At 72.0% G+C, this 21089-nt stretch carries 15 protein-coding genes; 4 read left to right on the forward strand and 11 right to left on the reverse strand.

Annotation, left to right across the window (positions count from 1 at the left end):
* Positions 1-52 precede the first annotated feature (52 nt).
* From AB0M26_RS02210 to AB0M26_RS02230, 5 genes are all read right to left on the reverse strand, one after another.
* Positions 53-1552, reverse strand: coding sequence for a HAMP domain-containing sensor histidine kinase (locus tag AB0M26_RS02210; protein ID WP_365253126.1), 1500 nt, complete (start codon positions 1550-1552; stop codon positions 53-55).
* Entirely contained in the window at positions 1549-2286 is a 738-nt protein-coding gene (locus AB0M26_RS02215) for a response regulator transcription factor (RefSeq protein ID WP_365253129.1), read from the reverse strand. The genes AB0M26_RS02210 and AB0M26_RS02215 overlap by 4 nt, the downstream gene beginning before the upstream one ends.
* 92 nt (positions 2287-2378) lie before the next feature.
* Positions 2379-2921 (reverse strand): DM13 domain-containing protein, encoded by a 543-nt coding sequence (locus tag AB0M26_RS02220; RefSeq protein ID WP_365253132.1) that lies wholly within the window; start codon positions 2919-2921, stop codon positions 2379-2381.
* 395 nt (positions 2922-3316) lie between these two features.
* Positions 3317-5626 carry an MMPL family transporter gene (locus AB0M26_RS02225; protein ID WP_365253135.1) on the reverse strand — a complete coding sequence of 770 codons (2310 nt, stop codon included), beginning with the start codon at positions 5624-5626 and terminating at the stop codon, positions 3317-3319.
* A gap of 150 nt (positions 5627-5776) precedes the next feature.
* Positions 5777-6457, reverse strand: coding sequence for a beta-glucanase (locus AB0M26_RS02230; RefSeq protein WP_365253137.1), 681 nt, complete (start codon positions 6455-6457; stop codon positions 5777-5779).
* Between the two features lie 143 nt (positions 6458-6600).
* Between AB0M26_RS02230 and AB0M26_RS02235 the strand changes: the two genes are divergently transcribed.
* The gene (locus tag AB0M26_RS02235) at positions 6601-7278 is read left to right on the forward strand and encodes a hypothetical protein (RefSeq protein WP_365253140.1); all 678 of its coding nucleotides are present in this window, start codon (positions 6601-6603) and stop codon (positions 7276-7278) included.
* Positions 7279-7478: 200 nt separating this feature from the next.
* The gene (locus AB0M26_RS02240) at positions 7479-8162 is read left to right on the forward strand and encodes a DUF305 domain-containing protein (protein WP_365253143.1); all 684 of its coding nucleotides are present in this window, start codon (positions 7479-7481) and stop codon (positions 8160-8162) included.
* A 279-nt stretch (positions 8163-8441) separates the two neighbouring features.
* Here the strand turns inward: AB0M26_RS02240 and AB0M26_RS02245 are convergent, their stop codons facing one another.
* The 4 genes from AB0M26_RS02245 to AB0M26_RS02260 form a co-directional block, all read right to left on the reverse strand.
* A complete protein-coding gene (locus AB0M26_RS02245; protein ID WP_365253770.1) occupies positions 8442-10337 on the reverse strand; it encodes an APC family permease in 1896 nt (631 codons plus the stop codon).
* 171 nt (positions 10338-10508) lie between these two features.
* Positions 10509-11663, reverse strand: a complete 1155-nt coding sequence (locus AB0M26_RS02250; protein ID WP_365253773.1) for a magnesium and cobalt transport protein CorA — start codon at positions 11661-11663, stop codon at positions 10509-10511.
* Between the two features lie 274 nt (positions 11664-11937).
* Complete coding sequence (locus tag AB0M26_RS02255) at positions 11938-12177, reverse strand: DUF1059 domain-containing protein (RefSeq protein WP_365253776.1); 240 nt, start codon at positions 12175-12177, stop codon at positions 11938-11940.
* A gap of 110 nt (positions 12178-12287) precedes the next feature.
* Entirely contained in the window at positions 12288-14483 is a 2196-nt protein-coding gene (locus AB0M26_RS02260; RefSeq protein WP_365253146.1) for a SpoIIE family protein phosphatase, read from the reverse strand.
* Positions 14484-14957: 474 nt separating this feature from the next.
* On the opposite strand from AB0M26_RS02260, the gene AB0M26_RS02265 reads away from it, so the two are divergent.
* On the forward strand, positions 14958-16367 hold the full coding sequence (locus tag AB0M26_RS02265) for an FAD-binding oxidoreductase (protein WP_365253148.1): 1410 nt from the start codon (positions 14958-14960) through the stop codon (positions 16365-16367).
* Positions 16368-16433: 66 nt separating this feature from the next.
* Here the strand turns inward: AB0M26_RS02265 and AB0M26_RS02270 are convergent, their stop codons facing one another.
* Both AB0M26_RS02270 and AB0M26_RS02275 read right to left on the reverse strand, forming a co-directional pair.
* A complete protein-coding gene (locus AB0M26_RS02270; protein WP_365253151.1) occupies positions 16434-18110 on the reverse strand; it encodes an MFS transporter in 1677 nt (558 codons plus the stop codon).
* Positions 18111-18319: 209 nt separating this feature from the next.
* Entirely contained in the window at positions 18320-19846 is a 1527-nt protein-coding gene (locus AB0M26_RS02275) for a hypothetical protein (RefSeq protein ID WP_365253154.1), read from the reverse strand.
* Between the two features lie 144 nt (positions 19847-19990).
* Here AB0M26_RS02275 and ligD point away from each other — a divergent pair, with 144 nt between their 5' ends.
* Positions 19991-20935, forward strand: coding sequence for a non-homologous end-joining DNA ligase (gene ligD, locus AB0M26_RS02280; RefSeq protein WP_365253157.1), 945 nt, complete (start codon positions 19991-19993; stop codon positions 20933-20935).
* Positions 20936-21089 lie beyond the last annotated feature (154 nt).

Here is a 21089-nt window from a genome sequence, read left to right on the forward strand (position 1 = left end):
CCCCGCCGGGGCACCCCGCCGATCAACCGGCCCCGCAGACCCGCCGCGACGATCAATCGGTCCCGTGGGCCGCCGTGCCGATCATCCAGTCCCGCCGCAGCGGCAGCGTCGCCTCCGCCGCCGACGGCCCGTCGCGCAGCGGCAGCCGCACCTCGATACGGGTTCCCGCTCCGCACGACGGGTCCAGCACCCGTATCCGCCCCCGGTGCAGGGCGATCTGCTGGGCGACCAGGGTGAGTCCGAGGCCGGAGCCGGGGCTGTCCGGCCGCCGCCGGAACCGCTCGAACACCGCATCCCGCGTTTGCGGCGGGATGCCGGGGCCGCGGTCGTCCACGGTCAGTACCGCGACGCGCCCACCGGGGGTGGACGCGTCCGGTTGCTCGACCGCCGTGCGCAGCACCGCGTCGACCTCGGCCGGACGCCCGTCCCGGCGGCCGTGCACCAGGGCGTTGGTGAGGAGGTTGTCCACAACGCTGCGCAGCCCGGGTTCCCAGCCGTGCACCAGTACCCCGGGCACGCCGTCGACGCCGATCCGCGCCTCGGGGTGCCGGCGGCGCAGGCCACCGGCCGACGCGTCGAGCACCTCGGCCAAGTCCACCGGGCCGAACGCCTCGGCCTCGACCAGGTCGCCGCGTCCCAGTTCGCGCAGCATCACCAACAGGCCGAGCAGACGAGCGTGTTCGCGCCGGAGATCGGCCAGCACCTCGTCCCGCTCCTGCGCCTCCAGACCCGGGTGGTCGGCGAGGATCTCCAGGTTGGTCTGCATGCTCATCAGCGGGGTACGCATCTCGTGGGACGCCGCGGCCGAGAAGGACCGTGCGGTGGCGAGTGCCTCCCCCGTACGAGCCGCCTGCTCGTCGTACCGGGCCAGTACGGTCCGCAGCGTGGCCGCCAGGTCGTCGACCTCCCCGACACCCGTGGGCGCGTGCACCGGCCGCGTCGCGGACGAGCGGGGGTCGAGTCCGCTGGTGCGCTGCTGGAGCAGGCGCAGCGGGCGGGCGGCACGCGAGGCGACCGCCCAGGCCAGGACCCCGGAGAGGGGCGCGGCGAGCAGCGCAACGGTGACCACGCGCCTGCGGACGAGGCCGAGTTGGGCCTCACCCGCGGTGTCCGGGGAGAACAGCCACAGCGTTCCCGCGATGCTCTTCTGCCGCCCCCCGGTGATCCCGACGGACATGACCCGCCAGCTCGTGTCCCCCGCGCGCAGGGTGAGGGGTGCGGGCGCGGCCTCGGGCAGGGCCACGGACGGTTCGGGCTGCGGCCCACCGGACGACGTGCCCTCGGGACCGACGAGCCGGATGCCGACGTCGAGCGCGGAGGTGTAGAGGCGGCGCTCGCGGGACTGCAGAGCCGCCGACGGCCGGTCGTTGGCGGCGGCCCGCAGCAGCCGCCGGGCGTCCTGGGCGACGGCCGCGGCGCGCTCGCGCAGATGGGCGTCCTGCTGTCCGTGCAGGTCGGCGGCGACGAGCCGGAGCAGCAGCCAGCCGGAGGCCAGTACCAGCAGGGGTACGGCGACGCCCACGGCGAGCGCGATCCGCGTGGAGAGCTTCACGGGCCCTCCCCGCGCACCGCGGCGTCGACCGGCCCGCCCGGGTCCCCGTCGCGCAGGACGAAGCCGACACCTCGCACCGTATGGATGATCCGGGGGCGCCCGCCGGCTTCGAGCTTGCGGCGCAGATAGCTGACGAAGGTGTCGACGGCGTCGGTGCGCACCTCGAAGTCGTAGCCCCAGACGCGGTCGAGGAGCTGGTCGCGGGTGAGCACGATCCCGGCGTTGCGCGCGAGGACCTCCAACAGCTCGAACTCGCGCCGGGTGAGGTTGAGTTCCTCGTCGTCCAGGCGTGCCCGCCGGGCCGCCGGGTCCATGGCCAGACCGCCGACCCGTACCCCGTCGGTGGTCCGGGGCGGACGGCGGCGGAGCAGGGCTTGCAGCCGCAGCACCAGCTCCTGGAGCGCGAAGGGCTTGACGAGGTAGTCATCGCCGCCCGCCTGGAGCCCTGCGATCCGGTCGCCGGTCTCGTCGAGCGCCGACAGCATCAGCACCGGCACGTCGTTGGAGTCCTCGCGCAGTGCGCGGCACACCTCGATCCCGCTGAGGCCGGGCATCGAGATGTCGAGCACGATCACATCGGGGGGCTGCGCCCGTGCGCTGTTCAGCGCCGCCCGGCCGCCGTCGGCCAGGGCCACCGAGAAGCCGCGCAGTCGCAGCCCGCGCTCCAGCGATCTGCGGATCGCGGCGTCGTCGTCGACCACCAGGACGCGCCCCTGGACCTCGCTCTCGGCCATACGGTCCTCCCTCCACGGCTGCCCGGGCGCACCATCGTGCACCAGAGGGCTGTGCCCGGGGCAGGGAGGAGCCGGGTACCGGTCGCGGCGGCTCAGCTCTTCTCGAGTTCGGCGGCACCGAACGAGACGTCGAAGCGGTCGCACCAGATGGACACGCTCTGGTACTTGTTCAGGTCGGTGCCGTCCGGGATGCGGTAGTTCTGGTCGCCCTTGTTGCCCTTGAGGTCGCCCAGATTCTCGTAAGCGCCGTCGTCGAAGACGTGCCAGCCCGATGAGCCCTTCTTCACCGGGGCGTCGGTGAGCCAGACGTGCAGGGCAGGTCCGTCACTGGTGTCGAGCTCCTCCAGCCGCAGGAACCGTTCCCCGCCAGCGCTCTCCAGGATCTTCACGGTTCCGCTCGTCGGGTGCTCGTGACTGATCAGCTTGCCGGTGGCCAGCGTCTTCAGGCGCTGCGGACGTGGTGACTCCTCGCCGGGCCGGGGCGCGACCTGCGTGGGCAGATCCTCCTCGACGGTCTCGTTCGTCCACAGCTTCCACGGCTGGAACCAGTACAGCCCGAACCCCGCTCCGGCCGCTCCGATGAGCAGGACGCCGATGACCACGGGGTTGCGCAGCAGCCGATACAGGCGATGCATGAAGTCTCTCCAGTCTCCTCGGGCACCGGGCTCCGGCCCACCTCACAGGTACGTAGCGCACGGCGAGCACCGCCGACCGACGACGAACCGCCCACGATCGTCCTGACCATGACACCGTGTGAGGCCCTGCTACGGTTCGCGGACGGCGGCCGCGCCCGCGGTCCCTCCGGCGTCCCCCGCCGCCTCCAGCCTGTTGTTGGGCTGGACGTCGACCGCGAAGTGATGACGAGCACCGCCACGAACAGCGCGAGTGCGGCCACGGTCCACCGCCGTGGAGCACGCCCGTCCCCGGGGATGTGCAGCGCCGCGGCCGCGGGGGTGGCGCAGCAGCGCGCAGGCGAAGGCGAGGGCGAACCGGCCCGATGGCGGTCATGTGCGTGCAAAGGTCGCGGGGGTCACTCCGCCCCCTCCGCCTGCACGCGCGGCAGGGCCTTGTCCAGCCAGTGCGGCATCCACCACGCGCTCCGGCCCAGCAGCGTCATGACGGCGGGTACGAGCAGCAGACGGACGATCGTGGCGTCGACGAGTACGCTGACGGCGAGGCCCAGACCGAGCATCTTCACCACGATGTTGGTGCTGATGATGAACGCCGCGAAGACGCTGACCATGATCAGCGCGGCGCAGGTGATCACCCGCGCGGTGATCTCCAGCGCGTGCGCGACGCTGCCCCGGCTGTCCCCGGTCCTCACCCACGCCTCGTGCACGCGCGAGAGCAGGAACACCTCGTAGTCCATGCTGAGCCCGAAGATGATCGCGAACATCATCATGGGCACATAGCTCTCGATCGGCACCGTGCCGGAAACCCCCAGTTCGGGCCCGCCCCACCCCCACTGGAAAACCGCGACCACGACGCCGTACGAGGCGCCGATCGAGAGCAGATTGAGCACGGCGGCCTTCAGCGCCACCAGAAGCCCGCGGAAGACGATCAGGATGATGATGAAGGCCAGGCCGACGACGACCGCGATGATGAGCGGGAGCCGGTCCGCGATGATGTTGCGGAAGTCGACCTGCGCGGCGGTGGTCCCGGTGACGTAGCCCTTGGCGTCGGTGCCCGAAACGGCCTGCGGCAGCACATCGTCGGCGAGGTGGTTGATGAGGTCGGTCGTCGCGGCGTCCTGCGGGCGCTGGGCCGGGATGACGGTGCTGAGCAGCACGTCGCCGTCGCCGGGGGTCTGGAGCGGGGAGAAGCTCGCGCTGCCGGGGACACCGGTCAGCGCCTTCTGGACGCTGTCGGCCAGGGCGGCGCGGTCCGCGTTGGGGACCTTCGTCTGATCGACGACGACGGTCACCGGGCCGTTGGCACCGACGCCGAAGCCGTCCGTGATCAGGTCGAAGGCGCGCCGGTCGGTGAAGCTGGTCGGGTCGGCGCCGTCGTCGATGTGCCCGAGCTGGATGGAGAACAGCGGGACGGTGAGGACGGCCAGCACGGCGAGTCCGCCGCCCAGGAACCACCAGGGGCCCCGCTCGACGCGCTGGGCGTACCGGTGCCAGGTGCCCTGGGCCTCGGCAGCGCCCGTCCCCGTACCGCCGCCTCCCGCCGCGGCCCCGGGCGTCGCGGCCGCCGGCGCGCCGGACTCGGCGACGGGTGTCCGTACCCGGAAACGGTCGATGTGACGACCGATCAGCCCGAGCAGCGCCGGTACGAGTGTGAGAGCCCCGAGGACGGCGGTGACCACCGTGATCGCGGCGGCCACGCCCAGCTTGCTGATGAAGCTGACGCCCGAGACGGCCAGTCCGGCCAGCGCGACGATGACGGTGCAGCCCGAGACCACCACAGCGTGGCCGCTCGTGGCCACGGCCCGGCCGGCGCTCTGCACCGGATCGGCTCCGTCCATGACCTGCTGACGGTGGCGGGTCAGGAGGAACAGGGAGTAGTCGATGCCGACGCCGAGCCCGATCATCGTCGCCAGCGTCGGTGAGACGGAGGCGAAGGTCCACGCCGCCGCGACGAGGCCGAGGCAGCTCACACCGACGATGACGCTGAGCAGCGCGGAGAGCAGCGGCACCCCGGCGGCAATGAGACTGCCGAACCCGATGAGGAGCACCACGACCGCCACCCCGAACCCGATCCCCTCGCTCAGCAGATCGTTGGCCTTGGGCCGGGCGAGTTCGCCGAGGCTGCCCCCGTACTCGACGTCGACATCGGCCTCGCGCAGCGGCTCGACCGCGCTGTCGACCCGGTCGAGGTACGACGTCCCCAGGGCCTGGGGATTGGTGTCCCAGCGCACCGTGATGTACGCGATCTTGCCGTCCTTCGAGAGCGGCGAGGAGGGCTTGGGGCCGTTGGCGGAAGGGCTCGGCTGCGGCGGCGGGGGCTGCGAGGAGGACGGCAGCGGGTTCTGCGCGGCGATGACGTGCGGAAGCTTGGAGAGGTTGTCGACCACCTGGTCGACCTGACCGCGGTCGTCGGTGAGCGGCTTGGCCGAGTCGTGGAGTACGACCGTGGCGCTCTGCCCGCCCAGTTGGGGCGCGTGGTCGTCCAGGACGTCGACGCCCTCCTGGGACTGGGTCCCGGGCAGGGAGAAGTTGTCGGCGTACGTTCCGCCCCAGGTGTCGTTCGCGGCGTGCACACCGCCCAGCGCGATCAGCCAGAGGACGATGACGATGTAGTGATGGCGTGCGCACCACTCGCCGAGCGGCCTGAGCAGCCCCCGACGTGGCGTGTCCGGCGCCGTGGCGGCGCTGTTGTTCCTGCGCGACGGCATGGGGGCTCCCGGGGCTCGGTCATCCGTTTTGTGACGATAAGTCAGCTACGGACGCCCGGGGCGGCGCGACACAGCCGCCGGCGCTGTTCGCCCGGCCCGAAGGAGCCCCGCGGTTCCGAGCCGTGTCCGGGGCGGGTCTTGAGCGGGGGCTCAGCGGGGCCGAAGGACGCGGAGATGGGACACCTCGTACGACATGGTGGTGGCGGAGGGGTCCGGCGCCGGGTGGTGTTCGCCCGCGCAGACGGAGAGATTCACGATGAGGTACGCGCTCCAGCCGCGGCCCACACCCGTACCGTCCGCAAACACCCGTGAGTCGTTGACCCACCAGATGACGGAGTCGGCCCCGAAGACGACCCGCAGAGCGACGCTGGCGCCGGGCCGGATATCCGGGGCGGCGTGGTGGTGACCGCCACCGCGCACATGGTTCGACAACTCCAGCACGTGCGGGTTGTCGGGGTGGTACTCGAAGACATCGATCTCGTTGCCGCCGTCCCGCCAGGTCCAGATCGCGGGCCACGCCCCCGCCTCGACCGGCAGCCGGACTTCGGCCTCCAGCACGTCTCCGGTGCGGACGGCGAACTCCTCGGCGCTGCCCTCCGTGGTCAGCAGGCCGGTGCTCCAGGAGCCTTCGGGACGGCGAGTGGCGAGGAAGACGCCGTCGCGGGAGTAGGACGGATCGCAGACGAGGTGGTCGAGCTTGTTGTCGCCGGGATTGGTCGGACCGCCGCCCGGATAGGCCCAGGAACGGCCGGCGACCCACTGTTCCTTCGAAGCGAAGTCGGCGGTGAGGACGGCCCGGTGGCCGCGGTGCCGGCCGTGATCGCGGTGCATGGCGCGACCCTAGTGCCGTCCCCGCGGGGGACGGAGGAGGAACGGCGGGCGCCGCGCGGACGGAGCGGCAGAGTGTCGGGGGATAGCGCGACACATACCCCTGGGTGGTATGTTCGCCGTCGACCCTCGAGTGAGGCGGCACGGTGCGCGTACGCGATACGGCGAGACGAGCCGGTGTCCTCGGACACCTGCTGCTCGTCGTCGTGCTCGCCTTCTCCGTCTTCGTCATGCACACCCTCGGCCATCCTGACGAGGGGTCCGGTCCGCACGAGGGACCCCAGGCCGCGCATGCGGCGGCGGCTGCCGGTTCCATGGCGGTGGACGCGCGTGGGAGCGGTGAGTCGTACGATGCCCGGCCCCATCTCGCCGGGGTCATGGGTGCCCGGCACGCCGGGACCATGGGTGCCCACCACTCCGGGGTCATGGGCGCCCACCACTCCGGAGCCATGGGTGCCCACCACTCCGGCGTCATGGGTGCCGCCGTGACCGGTCCCCACCACGCCGCCGTGACCGGTGCTCACCGCGCCGCGATCAGGAGTGCTGCCCCCGCGGCCGTGCAGGCTCCGCCCCTCGCCGGGTCGGCCGGCGTCGCGGCGCCCCCTGAGGCGAACGGTCCTGCCGGGCACGGGATGGACCCGTCCTCGGTGTGCGTGGCCGTCCTCGGGTCGCTGCTGATCGCCGGGTTCGTACGGGTGCTGCTCGCCCGCCGGCGACCGTCGCGTACGGCCGGCCCGGTCCGCTCCGCGGCGACCTCGCCCGCACCCCGCTCGCCGCCCCCTCGCGCACCCAGTCTCGCGGAACTGTCCGTCCTGCGGATGTAGGCCGGCCCGGCCACGCGGACGCCCGTACGCGGCATGACCTTCCGCGTACCCCGTGCTCAGGTACGGCCGACGGCGCTCGGCAGCCGTCAACGCCCGGCTTCGGCCTGCCCGGTGACACCGGAGGGCCCGGCCAAGCCGCGTCCGCGTACCCCGAAGTGCCGTTCATCGCACACCGGACAGACACCACGAGGTGCACCACCATGCATGGATTCCTTCGCACAACCCGCCGTGCCCGGCGCGGCCGCATCGCCCTCGCGAGCGCTGCCGCCGCAGTGCTCCTGCTCGCCGCGTGCGGCGATGCCGGGGACGACGCGTCGCACGGCGCCCGGCACGGCGCCGGCCCGTCCGCCACGGCCACGACGGGCGGCTCCGGCACCGCCTCCGGCGGTTTCAACGACGCCGACGTGACGTTCGCGCAGCAGATGATTCCGCACCACCGGCAGGCGCTGGAGATGGCGCGACTGGCCGAACGGCGCTCCTCCGACCCGGAGATCCGGAAACTGGCCGGACAGATCGAGGTCGCCCAGGACCCCGAGATCGAGATCCTGCGGTCCTGGCTCAAGGCGTGGGGCAAGCCCGAGTCGCCCGGCAGCGGCACGGAGCACGGAGCCACCGGCCACGGGAACATGGACCACGGGGGTGGCCACGGGGCCTCAGGCATGATGTCCGCGGACGAGATGTCCCGGCTGGAGAAGGCCGAAGGTGCCGACGCCGACCGTGAGTTCGCGCGGCTGATGATCCGTCATCACGAGGGCGCCGTCGCGATGGCCGAGGAGGAGCGGCGGAACGGCCGCCATACGAAGGCCAAGGCGCTGGCCGCCGCTGTCGTCAAGGGCCAGTCGGCCGAGATCGTACGGATGAAGCGGTTCCTCGACAGCCGCTGACCTCCACCGCCGACCCGCCTCTGCGCCCGCCCCCCCGTGGGTTCCGGGAATCCACGGGGGGACAGCACAGGTGCCCACCGCACTGACGCCGAGTTGTAAACGGCGCCGTCGGCACCGCGAGGTCGATTCCGTCGACGACGCGCGTCTCGCCGAAGGTCTTCACCAGTCCCTCGGTCTCGATCGCGGGCCCGGACGTGCGCTTGCTCATGGCGTTCCCGTCCTTCCGCTCCTCCGTTTGAACACAGAAGACCGGATGAACACAGAAGCCGGAGCGAAGGGTCATCGCTCCCGGCGCGAAGTCTCCCCGGCTCTCTCCCGCTGCCGCCGCGCGGAGTCCAGGAGATAGGGCACGTCGGTGACCATGACGCCCGGCATGAACAGCAGCCTGGCCTTCAGCCGCAGGGCGCTCTGGTTGTGCAGGAACTGCTCCCACCAGTGGCCCAGCACGTACTCCGGGATGAAGACGGTGATCACGTCGCGTGGGCTCTCCCTGCGGATCCCGCGCACGTACGCGAGTACGGGGCGGGAGATCTCGCGGTACGGGGAGTCCAGGACGATCAGTGGCACACCCATGTCATGGGCCTCCCACTCCCGCCGCAGCTCCTCGGCCTCCTCCCGGTCGACCCCGACGGTGAGCGCCTCCACGCTCTGGGCGTGGATGGACAGCGCGTAGCCGACCGCGCGCAGCGTCGGCGCGTGGATCCGGGAGACGAGAATGATCGCGTGGTTGCGGGCGGGCGGCTCCGGCCCGGCGTCCGGTGCCACGCTCAGCTCCTCGGCCACGTTGTCGTAGTGCCGCCGTACGCCCCGCATGCCGAGGATGAGCAGCGGCATCGCGATGACCACGAGGTAGGCGCCGTGGGTGAATTTGGTGACCACGACGATCACCAGGACGATGCCCGTGAACGTGGCACCGACCGCGTTGATCGTCTGGGAGCGGCGGATCCGGCGCCGGGCCGCACGGCCGGTGGTTGTCAGCAGCTCCTTCTGCCAGTGCCGCACCATGCCGGTCTGGGACAGCGTGAACGAGACGAAGACACCGACGATGTAGAGCTGGATGATCGCGGTGACGCTGGCGTCGAACGCCACGATCAGACCAATGGCCGCGAGGGCCAGCAGGACGATGCCGTTGGAGAACACCAGGCGGTCGCCGCGGTGGTGCAACTGCCGTGGCAGATAACGGTCCTGGGCGAGGATCGAGGCGAGCATCGGGAAGCCGTTGAAGGCCGTGTTGGCGGCCAGGATCAGGATCGCGGCGGTGGCCGCCTGCACGTAGTAGAAGAACACCTCGGCGCCGCCGAAGGACGCCCGGGCGATCTGGGCGAGCGCGGTGGGCTGGTCGCTGCCGGCAGGCAGTCCGAGTTCAGTGGGATCGGCGGCCACGTGCACGTGGTAGGTGAGGGCCAGGGCGGTGATGCCGACGAACATGGTCACCGAGAGCAGGCCCATGATCGCCAGGGTCGTGGCCGCGTTACGGCTCTTGGGCTTGGCGAACGCGGGCACGCCGTTGCTGATCGCCTCCACGCCCGTCAGGGCCGTGCATCCGGAGGCGAAGGCGCGCATCCCCAGCAGAACCAGGCCGAGCCCCGCGAACGTCCCCGTGGCGTGGATGGTCAGATCGGCCGACTCGGCGCGGACGGTCTCGCCAGTCGCCAGGCGCACCGCGGCGAAGGCGAACATCAGGCCGACGCCGGCCACGAAGCCGTAGGTGGGGAACGCGAAGGCGCGGCCCGACTCGCGGATGCCCCGCAGATTCAGCAGGGTCAGCAGCGCCACGAACCCGGTTGACATGCTCACCGCGTGGTCGGCCAGCCCGGGCGCTGCCGAGGTGATCGCGGCGACACCGGCCACCACGGAGACGGAGACGGTGAGGACGTAGTCGACGAGCAGCGCGCTGGCGGCCGTCAGAGCGGCGCCCTGCCCGAGGTTCTCCGAGCTGACCACGTACGCCCCACCGCCGTTCGGATACGCGTGGCAGGTCTGCCGGTAGGAGGCGACGACGACGATCAGCAGGGCCACGATGCCGGCGCCGACGTACCAGGCGAGGTGGAGCAGGGAGAGCCCGCCGAGCGCGAGGATCAGCAGGATCTCCTCCGTCGCGTACGCCACGGACGAGAGCGGGTCGCTGCAGAAGAGCGGCAGGGCCAGCCGCTTGGGCAACAGGGTCTCGCCCATCCGCGTCGTGGGCAGCGGACGACCCAGAAGGACGCTTTTGCGAAGGGCGTTCACACTGAAGGAGATTACGGACAGTGCGCACCGCCCCGGGTCCGCCTATGGGCCGAATGGTCGAGCAGCCGCCACATGACGGGGTTGCGGACGGCACCCGCGAAGGCGTACGGGAGCGGGTCAGAGCCAGTCGCGGCGTTTGAAGACCTGGTAGAGGCCGACACAGACCGCGGCCATCAGCAGCAGGGCCAAGGGGTAGCCGTACACCCAGCTCAGTTCGGGCATGTGCCGGAAATTCATGCCGTAGATCGTCCCGACGAGGGTCGGTGCGAAGAGAATGGCCGCCCAGGCAGAGATCTTCTTGATCTCCTCGTTCTGTGCATGGCCCGCTTCGGCCAGCAGCTTCATCTCGGCGTTCTGCTGCTGCGTCACCAGTGTGCCGTTGACGACGAGGATGTCGCCGAGCATCTGACGGAAGCCGTCCACCCGCTCAACCACGGTCGTGGCGTGGTCGGCGACATCGCGCAGATACCGCTGCAGCTCCTCGTCCGTCCTGTACTTGGCGAAACCGGCCGAGAGCCCCTGGAGCATCTGGAGCAGGGGCCGGGTCGCGCGCTGGAACTCCACGACCTCGCGGGACAGCTCGTAGATACGTCGGGAGACCCGCGGGTCGCCGCCGAAGACCTCGGTCTCGATCTCGTCGATGTCGTTCTGCAGACCGGCGACCACGGGCGCGTAGCCGTCCACGACGGCGTCCAGGATCGCGTAGAGGACCGCCTCGGTCCCCAGGCGCAGCAGATCGGGGTCGGCCTCCATACGGCGGCGCACCGCTGACAGGTCGGGGGCCTCGCTGTGGCGCACGGTCAGGACGAAGTCCGGGTTGACGAACACATGCAGCTCGCCGAAGTCGACGTCCTCGGTCTCGTCCCGGTAGCGGGCGGCGCGCAACACGACGAACAGGGTTTCACCGTAGCGCTCGAGCTTGGGCCGCTGGTGGGCGACGATCGCGTCCTCCACGGCCAGCTCGTGCAGTCCGAAGACCTCGGCCGCGGCGAGGAGCTGCTCCTCCGCGGGCCGGTACATCCCGATCCAGGCCATGGCGTCCGGCTCGTCGGGCAGCTTGTTGTACGCCTCGGCGAGCGAGGAGGGGGTACTCACGCGGCGTCCGTCGCGGTAGACCGCCGCGTCGACGACGCTGGACTCCGCGGGCGGCACCGGCTCCTCACGGTGCCGGGGCTCCAGCGAGTGCTCCGGCGCCGGCTCTGGACGGCGGCCGTTGCGGGACTGTGTGGCGCGCTTGTACGGGCGGAGCGCGCGGGAACGCCAGTCGCTCATCGACATGGCGGGCCCCCTTCCGGGCGGGACGGGGCCGACCGGCGAAGGTGCGGAGGCCGGTCAGCGCGGGCAGGGACTGGGAGGCTGGCTACTCATGGCGGCCCCACCTCCTGCTGTCCCTGTTGCCTGACCGGGGTCGCTGCCAGCGTAGCCCCCCGCCCCCGCGGTGCGCCTCCGGGCGCAGCCAGTCGGCACCCCTGCCGGACTGCCCCCGCGCGCCTCACGCCCGCCCGGGACCACCGGCACAATGCCGCCCCGGATGCAGGCGGGGGCACTAGAGATCGAAGATCTCGCCTTCCGGCGGGGGCGGCCCGGCCATGGGGTAGGCGGGCAGCCTCTCGTCCTCGAGCATGGCGCGGATCTCCTCGCGCAACTCCGGGCTGTCCGCGCGCCCGTGGGCCGAGACCGCGTGCCCGGCGGCGGCGCGGACGACCTCGTTCTCTTCTCCGGAGATGGTGAGCGTGCAGTTCATGGCGCAGGGCGACCTGCGGCAGTCGGCGACCTTCCTGACCATCACGACCTCCTCCTGGACCTCTGAGGACGGCTTCACGGCCTCTCCCCCAGGCTAAACCCGTACGTAACCAAGCAAATCTCCGCATCGAGGACCTGTCCGGGTCGGGCCGGTCAGACCACGCCCGGTTCCGTCGACCGCAGAAGCAGCAGCGCGATGTCGTCCGTGCGGTGCCGGGCCGCGTGCGCGCGGGCGATGAGGACGTCCGCGAGATCCTCCAGCGGCAGGCTCACGTCGTGCGACAGCTCGTCGGCCAGGGCCGACAGCGCCTCGTCCATGTCGATGCCCGGGGTCTCGATCAGGCCGTCGGTGTAGAGGGCGACGGTGGTGCCGACGGATATCGGGGTGTCGGCCTGCGGGAAGTCGCCCCCCTTCTCGATGCCGAGCAGCAGTCCGCCGGGGGCGTCCAGCGGCCGCACCCCGCCCCCCGGCGTGCACACCAGCGGCCGGGGGTGACCGGCCCGGGCCAGGGAGGCCCGCTGGTGGCGCAGGTCCAGACGCAGGCACGCGCAGCTCGCGAACAGGCCGGGCTCGAGGTCGGAGAGCAGCCGGTTGGTGGCCGCGAGGATCCGGCCCGGGTCCGCGTCCGCCGTGGCATAGGCGTGGACGGCCGTACGGATCTGGCCCATGAGCGCGGCGGCCGTGACGTTGTGGCCCTGTACGTCGCCGATGACGGCCGCGACGCTGTCCGGCCCAAGGCGTATCAGGTCGTAGAAGTCGCCGCCGATGTCCATGCCCTCCGTACCGGGCAGATAGCGCGCCGCCGTCGCCAGCCCCGGCACCCTCGGGAGGGCGTGCGGGAGGAGGCCCGCCTGCAGACCATGGGCGACCGCCACCTTCTTGTCGTAGAGCATCGCGCGCTCCAGGGCCTGGGCGATCAGACCGCCCAGGGAGGTCAGCACGGCGCGCTCCGTGGTGGAGAAGTGATGCGGCCGAATGTAGCCGAGGACGCAGGTGCCGAAGGTCCGGCCGGAGGCGATCATCGGCAGGAAGACCCAGGAGGCCATGCCGTCGTGCTGCCCGGCACGGTGCGGGAAGGCCCGGTCGAGCTGCTCCCTCGACTCGTAGAAGCCGGGCTGCCCCGCGGCCAGGGCACGGGCCCCGGCCGTGAAGGAGAACCGGGGGCTGTAGCGGTACCGGGCGATCACCTCGGGCGGGTAGCCGCGGTGTCCGACCAGGCGCAGTCTCCCCCGGTCCACGGTGAGGATGGCAACGGCCTGGGCGCCGTATGCGGGCGCGATCTCGTCGGCCACCAGGGCCACCACGTCGTCGACGGTGATCGCCTCGGTCAGCGCCGTGGCCAGATGCAGGACGTGGTACAGCGCCCCGGTACGGGTGAGCTGCGGCAGCTCCGCGCTCACCTCCGCCCGCACACTGCCCGCCGCGGGCGCCTCGGCCGGAGTGATGCGGACACTGATGCCCGAGGCGTCCGGGTAGAGGTCGAAGGCCAGCCATTGGTCCGGCGGGCGCAGGCCGGTGTCCGAGGTGGGCCGGCCGCTGATCACGGCGGCCCGGTAGCGGTCGTAGAGGGGATCGTGCAGCCAGGGCAGCGCCTCCCAGAGCCGGCGGCCGATCAGCCCGTCGGCCGGTACGCCGAGCAGCCGTGCCGCCGCCGGGGTCACCGCCGTGACACGGCCGTGGATGTCCAGCGCGCAGACCCCCTCGGGCAGGCGTGCGGCCATCAGCTCGCCGGCCGACGGCGTTCCGGGGTCGGGGCTGGGGGCGTTGCGGATGAGCACCTCGCCTCCGGAGCCGGGCGAGCGGAGGCGCCCGGCCGAGGCCGCCCGTTCCATGGCGTTCCCCACCTCGCCCGCGAGGTGCCCGAGGCCCTCGCGCAGCGCGCCGGGCATGTGGTCCGGCTGCGCGCCCGGCCAGAGCACGAACATCGCCCCGTGCACACCGGTCGACCCGTCCGAGGAACCGGGTCGGGGGATGGGGAAGGCGGCGAGCGCGAACTCGTACGGCACGGCGAGGGCGATGCGCGGATAGCTCCGCATCATCACTTCCTCGCTGCAGACCCAGACCATCTCGCTGCTGCGCACGGCGTCCGCCACCGGGATGGGAGCCACGAGGCCCACCCGCTCCCACGGGCCGATGAACTCGCGCGGCAGGCCGACCATGACGACGAGTTCCAGCACGCTCTCGGACCGGTTCAGCAGATAGAGCGCAGCGGCATGCGCACCCAGCCCGGACAGCTCCCGGTGCAGGCCCTCGGCCAGGCTCTCCAGGACGTCGTCACCCAGGTCGTCGTCGCCCGATACGCCCGGGATTCGTCCCCGGCCGGCGGGCGCGAACTCCCCGCCGCTCATATGGGGACGATACGCCTCTGGCCGCCGACTGGCACCCCGCGCCGTCACAGGGTGGTGGGAGGGGGGCGGGCGTCGTGCCGGCACGTACGGGGGTGGAGTGGGGCGCCCGGCGGTACAGGGGATGGCGCCAGTTGCCCGGCCGTACGGGATGCCCGCCCGGCCCGTACGGGATGCCCGCCCGGCCCGTACCGGGTGCCCGCCCGGCCCGTACCGGGTGCCCGCCCGGTGCCGTCGTGACGCGCGACCAGGGCTTGATACGACCCAGCGCCGTCGGCCCCGGGTCCGGATCCGGTCACCGCCCTGTCCCGGCCCCGTCCCGGTCACCGCCCTGTCCCGGTCACCGCCCTGTCCCGGTCACCGCCCCGCCCGGTTCCCAACAGCCGTGCCTGACATGACGGTTCGGCCTTGCAGCCCGCCGCGCCACCGCCCGTCTCTTCCGGCCCGGGGCGGGGAGGACGCGGCCGCTCGCACGACATGCCGGGCAACCGGCACGCGCGTAGCGTGACGCACGTGGACACTGCAGCCCTCGCCGGTCTGCGTGACAGCTTCGCGGGCAGCCTCCTCACGCCCGGTGACCCCTCGTACGAAGTCGCCCGCACGATCTTCAACGCCATGATCGACCTCCGCCCCTCGGTGATCGCTCAGTGCGAGAACCCCGAGGACATCGCGCGGTCCATCCGCTTCGCACGCGAACAGGACCTGGAGATCTCGGTCCGCGGCGGCGGGCACAGCGTCTCCGGTATGGCTCTCACGGACGGCGGGATCATGATCGATCTGCGCCGGATGCACGCGGCCGTCGTCGACCCGGACGCCCGTACGGTGCGGATCGCGGGCGGCGCCACGATGAGCCATCTCGACCGGGCGAGCGAGCCGTACGGTCTCGCGACGACCGGAGGGCGGGTCTCGACGACCGGCGTCGGCGGGTTCACGCTGGGCGGCGGATCGGGCTGGCTGGACCGCAAGCTCGGGCTCGCCGCCGACAATCTGCTCTCCGTCAGCCTGGTGACCGCGGACGGCAGCACGGTCGACGCCGACGAAGAGGAGAATCCGGAGCTGTTCTGGGCGCTCCACGGCGGGGGCGGCAACTTCGGTGTGGCCACGTCGTTCACCTTCCGCCTGCATCCGCTGCACGTCGTCACGGCCATGCTCCTGCTGTGGCCGCCGGACGCCGGACCCGAAGTCACGCGCGCCTACCGGGACTTCCTCCAGTCGGCCCCCGACGAGATCGGCGGCGGGCTCATCCACCTCACCGGCCCGGACGAGGACTGGGTGCCCCCGCATCTGGTCAATCGACTGGTCTGCGCCGTCCTCGTGGTCTACGCGGGCGCGGAGCCGGAGGCCCGGACGATGGCCCAGCCGCTGCTGAGCCTCGACCACCACGCCTCGATGATCGACGAAATACCGTACGCCGATCTGCAGTGCATGCTCGACGACCCCCCTGGCTACCGCAATTACTGGACCGCGGAGCATCTGAGCAGCCTGCCGGACGAGGCGATCGACCTCTTCTGCGCGAGGGCCCACGACATGATCGTTCCGTCGCCGTCCCAGCACGTCCTGTTCCCCCAGGGCGGCGCAACGGCCCGCGGAAACCGGGACTTCCCCCTCCCCTGGAGAGGAGCGGCTTGGGTGGCCCATCCCTTCGGCCTCTGGGAGGCCCCGGCGGACGACGCGCGGGGCAAGCAGTGGGCACGCGACACCAGGACCGACCTCAAGCCCTGGTCCACGGGTGCGGTCTTCCTCAACTTCATCGGGGACGAGGGGCGGGAGCGGGTCGTCGCCGGACTCGGCGCGGACCACGTCGACCGCCTTGCGGCGGTGAAGGCCCGCTACGACCCGGACAACGTCTTCCACCGCAACCACAACATCAAGCCGCACGCGGCTTGATGACTGCCTGTCGGCACACGCGCCATGCGCACTGGGGACAGGAGGTCCCGCCGGGGGGTGGGACGTTCACTCCCGGGGCGGCGTCGGGCCGCCGTCGCCGCCTCCGCCGCTCGGGCCACCGCCCGTCGGGCCGGTAGGGCCGCCGCCCGTCGCGCCGTCGGAGCCGTCCGGTGGCGAACCGCCCGATGAAGCGACCGGTGCCGGGACCCCGGCTGCCGCACCCTGCAGACGCTCCAGGTCCGAGGCCCGCACCTGGATGACGACGAGGGCGATCACGGCCGCCAAGGCGCTCAGTGCCGCGGCGACGATGAATGCCGTGGTGACGCCCGCGGTCAGCACCTGGTCGGCCCAGGGTGGTGGCAACTGCCCGGTTTGCCGGAAGAATTCACGCTGCCCCGGATTCGCCTCGCGCAAGAACTGCGGTACGACATCGGTCGCCTCGTTGCGACTGGCCGTACCGAAGGCGGTGACCAGGATCGACAGGCCGAGCGAACCACCCACCTGCTGCGTGGCGTTGAGCACGCCGGTCGCGGCGCCCGACTCCTCCGGCGCGACACCGGAGACCGCCATCAGCATCAGCGAGACGAACTCCATGCCCATCCCGAAGCCGAAGACCAGGATCGGCCCGAAGATGCTCCCGAGATACGTGCTGTGGATGTCGGTGAGTGTCAGCCACGCCAGCCCGCCCGCGGCGAAGATCCCGCCGGTCACCATGAACGGCTTGGGTCCGAATCTCGGCAGGAGCCGGGACGCGAGCCCCGCGCCGACCGCGATGACCGCGCTCACCGGCAGGAAGGCGAGTCCCGCCCGCAACGGGCTGAAGTCCAGCACGTTCTGGACGAACAGCGTCAGGAAGAAGAACATCCCGAAGATCGCCGCGGCGAGGCTGAGCATCATCCCGTACGTGCCCGCGCGGTTGCGGTCGCGGAACATCTTCAGCGGGGTGATGGGCTGCCGCGAGTTCCGCTCGATGAGCAGGAAGGTGGTCAGCAGAACGAGAGCCACCGCGAACGCCGTCAGGGTCAGGCTGTCCCGCCAGCCGTCCTCGGACGCGCGGATGAACCCGTAGACAAGACACACCATCCCCAGCGTGGACGTGATCGCGCCCAGGAGGTCGAAGTTGCCCGGGTGGCGTTCCGACTCGCGGATGTAGCGGGGCGCGGCGAGGGCGATCAGCACGCCGATCGGCACATTGACGAAGAAGATCCAGCGCCAGTCGAGCCACTCGACGAGGACGCCGCCCATCAGCAGTCCGATCGCGCCACCGCCCGCCGATACGGCGGCGAAGACCCCGAACGCCCGGTTGCGCTCCGGCCCTTCGCGGAATGTGGTGGTGATCAGTGCGAGAGCGGTGGGCGACGCGATGGCGCCGCCGACGCCTTGGAGCGAGCGGGCGGCCAGGAGCTGGCCCGCGTTCTGGGCGAGCCCGCCGAGCAGTGAGGCCAGCACGAACAGCAGCACGCCGATCATGAACATCCGTCTGCGGCCGAGGATGTCACCGGATCGTCCGCCGAGCAGCAGGAGGCCGCCGAAGGTCAGGGTGTAGGCGTTGATCACCCACGACAGGTTCTCGGTCGAGAAATCGAGCGAGGTCTGGATGTGCGGGAGCGCGATGTTCACGATGGTGATGTCGAGCACCACCATCAGCTGGCACGAGGCGATGACGAGTAGGGCTATCCAGCTGCCCGAGCTCCGTTCCGCGGAACGGGCAGTGGGTGAAGGGGTCGGCTGGGAACTCGTCATAGTCGGCCTGCGCTCACCGCGGCGTTCACCCCGCGCGGCGTGTGTGAACAGCGAGGTTCACATTCCGACCCTAAGACCGGCCGTCAGGCGTCACCAGTCGATCTACGAACCGCCCGGCCGGGCACGGCGATTCCCTGCCGGCGGGCGCCCGTCCGCGTTCCACGCCGCTCCGTTGCGCCCCTGGCGCGCGCCCCGGTCACGCAGTCCCCTCACCGTGTCGCGGACCGTGACACAGCGGACGGTGACACATGAGCACGGTAGGAATGCAGACCGCCCAGCCGCGGCAGGCTCACCGTGCGCCAGCCACGGGCGTACGGCGGTGCGGCCCCGTCGCCTGCGACCAGGACCGCGACCGGTTTCGTACGCGCCATGGCGGCGAGTCCGGCCCCCGTGACGGACCCGTCGTGGCCACCCGCCTGACGTGAGGAGCAGCCGGCGCGGTAGGCGATGCGCACCGCCTCCGCCCCGGTCACCACGCACGGCGGCCGCACTCCTTCTCTTTGCAGTTCCGCGGCGATCCGTCCGACCGCGCCCCGCGCCTCGCGGCTGCGCGCGACGACCCCGTGCAGCACGGCGTACTGGAGGGAGAGGTGCCCGAGGATCACGAGCGCGACGGCCGCCGCGGCGATCGGCATGAGCAGCCGCTGCCGCAACCCCGTGACCAGCCAGACCACGCAGACCGCGACCGGTAGTGCCAGCAGCGCGTAGGAGGGGAGCAGGAAGCGTGGAGCGGCGTAGTCGAGCATCAGCACATACGGGACCGCGAGTGACAGCGCGGTCAGCGTCGGCACCAGCAGCGTGGCCAGGCGCCGGGCGCGGGACGCGGCCAGCAGCCCGCCCGAGGTGAGCAGCGGCAGCATGAACCACCAGGCCCCCGCGGCCGGATGTCCCCGCCTCACATCGCACGGGCGGCACAGCGTCCGCCCCTCGAGCGCCCGCAGATGGTCGTCGAAGGCGAGGTGCCAGCCCATGCCGCCCTGGATCTCGCTCGCCCGTTCCAGCCGGGCGGCGAGCCCGCCGTAGCGGACGTATGCCTCGACGACCCACTCCGCGCATCCGGCGGCCGCGCCCAGCACCAGCGCCACCAGAAGGGCGGGCCTGCGCCAGTCCCGTACGAACAGGGCGGCCCCGGCCAGCGGTAGCGCCAGCCACAAGGCGTCGGAGAACCGCATGAGCGCTGCGAAGGCGACACCCGCGGCGAGGCCGAGCAGCGCCCGGCGGTCGGTGCGGTCGCCGGCGGCCCGCAGGAAGCAGCCGGTGGCGAGCAGCGCGGCGTAGGCCACCCACAGGTTGGGCATGACCTGCGGACCGTAGAAGAGGGTCACCCAGAGCCCGGCGAACAGAGCCCCGGCGAGCGCGAGCACCGGGGCCGGGATGAGCCGTCGCCACACCCGGAGGGCGAGGAAGAGCCCTGCGCCGGAGAGAACCGCGAGGTAGACGCGCAGGACGGTCGTGGACGCGGTCAGGACCGTGACGGGTGCGACGAGGAAGGAGATGCCGCGGGCGCGCGGGGCGCTGAAGAAGGCGGTCGGGGCGTACGGGCTGACCTGGCTGACGTACACCGTCTCGTCCCAGCCGAGTCCCTCACCCGGCACCACCAGGACGAGCTGGAGGACGGTGAAGACGACGGCGACCCCCGCGAGCCACGGCAGCGGGCGGCCGAAGGGGCCGACCCGCCCCCGGATCCTGCGGGACCGCTGCCGGCGCGCGGTGGGAGCGACTCGTGCTGACTGCATGCCGCCACGCTCGGGCGCCCGGGTCCGCCCCACCACGCGAGAGCGGCACTCGGCCGAACGATCTCCCCGAACGGGCGGCGCGGCCACCGCCGATGCCGGTCATGCGCGGGTTTGCGGGCGGGCGCGCGAGGCTACTCGTACGGGATGAGCGAGCAGCGCGGCATGCGGGCCGGGGGGCGTACGATCGCCCTCCACCGGCCGGACAAGGTTCTGTTCCCGGACGACGGATTCACCAAGGCCGACCTCGCCGAGCACTATCGGGCCGCAGCCCGGCGCATGCTGCCCCACCTGCGCGACCGCCCGCTGATGATGGTCCGCCACCCCGACGGCATCGGGGAGCAGACCGTCGTCCAGAAGAACGTCCCGGCCCATTTTCCCGGCTGGATCCGCCGCGCCGAACTCCCCAGGAGGGGCGAGCGGGGCCCCGGCGGATCCGGCACCCGGCGCGGCTCCACGGTCACGCACGTTGTCTGCAACGACACGGCCACCCTCGTCTACCTCGCCGACCAGGCCTGCATCACCCCGCACCGCTGGCTTGCGCGCACGGACCGTCCCGACCACCCCGACCGGCTGGTCTTCGACCTCGACCCCAGCGAGGGGACGGACTTCGAGGACGTGCGGTGGACGGCCCACCGGGTGTGCGAGCTGCTGGACGAACTGGGGCTGCCCGTCCTGCTGATGACGACGGGTTCGAGCGGTACGCACGCCCTGGTGCCGCTCGACCGGTCCGCCTCGTTCGACGGCGTCCGGGCTTTCGCCGCCTCCGCGGCGGGTCTGCTGGCGGAGCGTCACCCCGACCGCCTCACCACGGAGCAGCGCAAGGCCGACCGGAAGGACCGGGTCTACCTGGACGTCCAGCGGAACGCGTACGCGCAGACGGCCGTGGTGCCGTATGCCGTACGAGCCCTGCCGGGCGCGCCCGTGGCCATGCCCTTCGCGCGCGAGGAGCTGGACGATCCCGAACTGTCCGCGCGCCGGTGGACGATGGCGACGGCGGCCGACCGGCTCACCGGCGACGATCCGTGGTCCCCGGCGCCGCGCGGCCGCTCGCTGCGCGTGGCGGAGCGCCGGCTGTCCCGCATGCGGTGAGGGGCGCGGAGGGGCACTGTCTCCCGTGTGCGGTGAGACGCGGAGATGTGCTCGTCCCGCATGCGGTGAGGCGTGGAGACGCAGGGACGTGAGGCGCGGAGCTGTGAGGCGGGGGGACGTGAGGCGGGGACGTGAGGAACGGGAAGGGTGCGCG

The sequence above is a fragment of the Streptomyces sp. NPDC051776 genome (genome assembly GCF_040681345.1).
Taxonomy (GTDB): Bacteria; Actinomycetota; Actinomycetes; order Streptomycetales; family Streptomycetaceae; genus Streptomyces.

What these genes read in the sequence shown, in the direction of transcription:
- AB0M26_RS02215 (WP_365253129.1), bottom strand. Translation starts at nt 2,286, where the DNA reads ATGGCCGAGAGCGAGGTCCAGGGGCGCGTCCTGGTGGTCGACGACGAC.
- AB0M26_RS02220 (WP_365253132.1), bottom strand. Translation starts at nt 2,921, where the DNA reads ATGCATCGCCTGTATCGGCTGCTGCGCAACCCCGTGGTCATCGGCGTC.
- AB0M26_RS02225 (WP_365253135.1), bottom strand. Translation starts at nt 5,626, where the DNA reads ATGCCGTCGCGCAGGAACAACAGCGCCGCCACGGCGCCGGACACGCCA.
- AB0M26_RS02230 (WP_365253137.1), bottom strand. Translation starts at nt 6,457, where the DNA reads ATGCACCGCGATCACGGCCGGCACCGCGGCCACCGGGCCGTCCTCACC.
- AB0M26_RS02240 (WP_365253143.1), top strand. Translation starts at nt 7,479, where the DNA reads ATGCATGGATTCCTTCGCACAACCCGCCGTGCCCGGCGCGGCCGCATC.
- AB0M26_RS02245 (WP_365253770.1), bottom strand. Translation starts at nt 10,337, where the DNA reads ATGGGCGAGACCCTGTTGCCCAAGCGGCTGGCCCTGCCGCTCTTCTGC.
- AB0M26_RS02250 (WP_365253773.1), bottom strand. Translation starts at nt 11,663, where the DNA reads ATGAGCGACTGGCGTTCCCGCGCGCTCCGCCCGTACAAGCGCGCCACA.
- AB0M26_RS02255 (WP_365253776.1), bottom strand. Translation starts at nt 12,177, where the DNA reads ATGGTCAGGAAGGTCGCCGACTGCCGCAGGTCGCCCTGCGCCATGAAC.
- AB0M26_RS02260 (WP_365253146.1), bottom strand. Translation starts at nt 14,483, where the DNA reads ATGAGCGGCGGGGAGTTCGCGCCCGCCGGCCGGGGACGAATCCCGGGC.
- AB0M26_RS02265 (WP_365253148.1), top strand. Translation starts at nt 14,958, where the DNA reads ATGCCGGGCAACCGGCACGCGCGTAGCGTGACGCACGTGGACACTGCA.
- AB0M26_RS02270 (WP_365253151.1), bottom strand. Translation starts at nt 18,110, where the DNA reads ATGACGAGTTCCCAGCCGACCCCTTCACCCACTGCCCGTTCCGCGGAA.
- AB0M26_RS02275 (WP_365253154.1), bottom strand. Translation starts at nt 19,846, where the DNA reads ATGCAGTCAGCACGAGTCGCTCCCACCGCGCGCCGGCAGCGGTCCCGC.
- ligD (WP_365253157.1), top strand. Translation starts at nt 19,991, where the DNA reads ATGAGCGAGCAGCGCGGCATGCGGGCCGGGGGGCGTACGATCGCCCTC.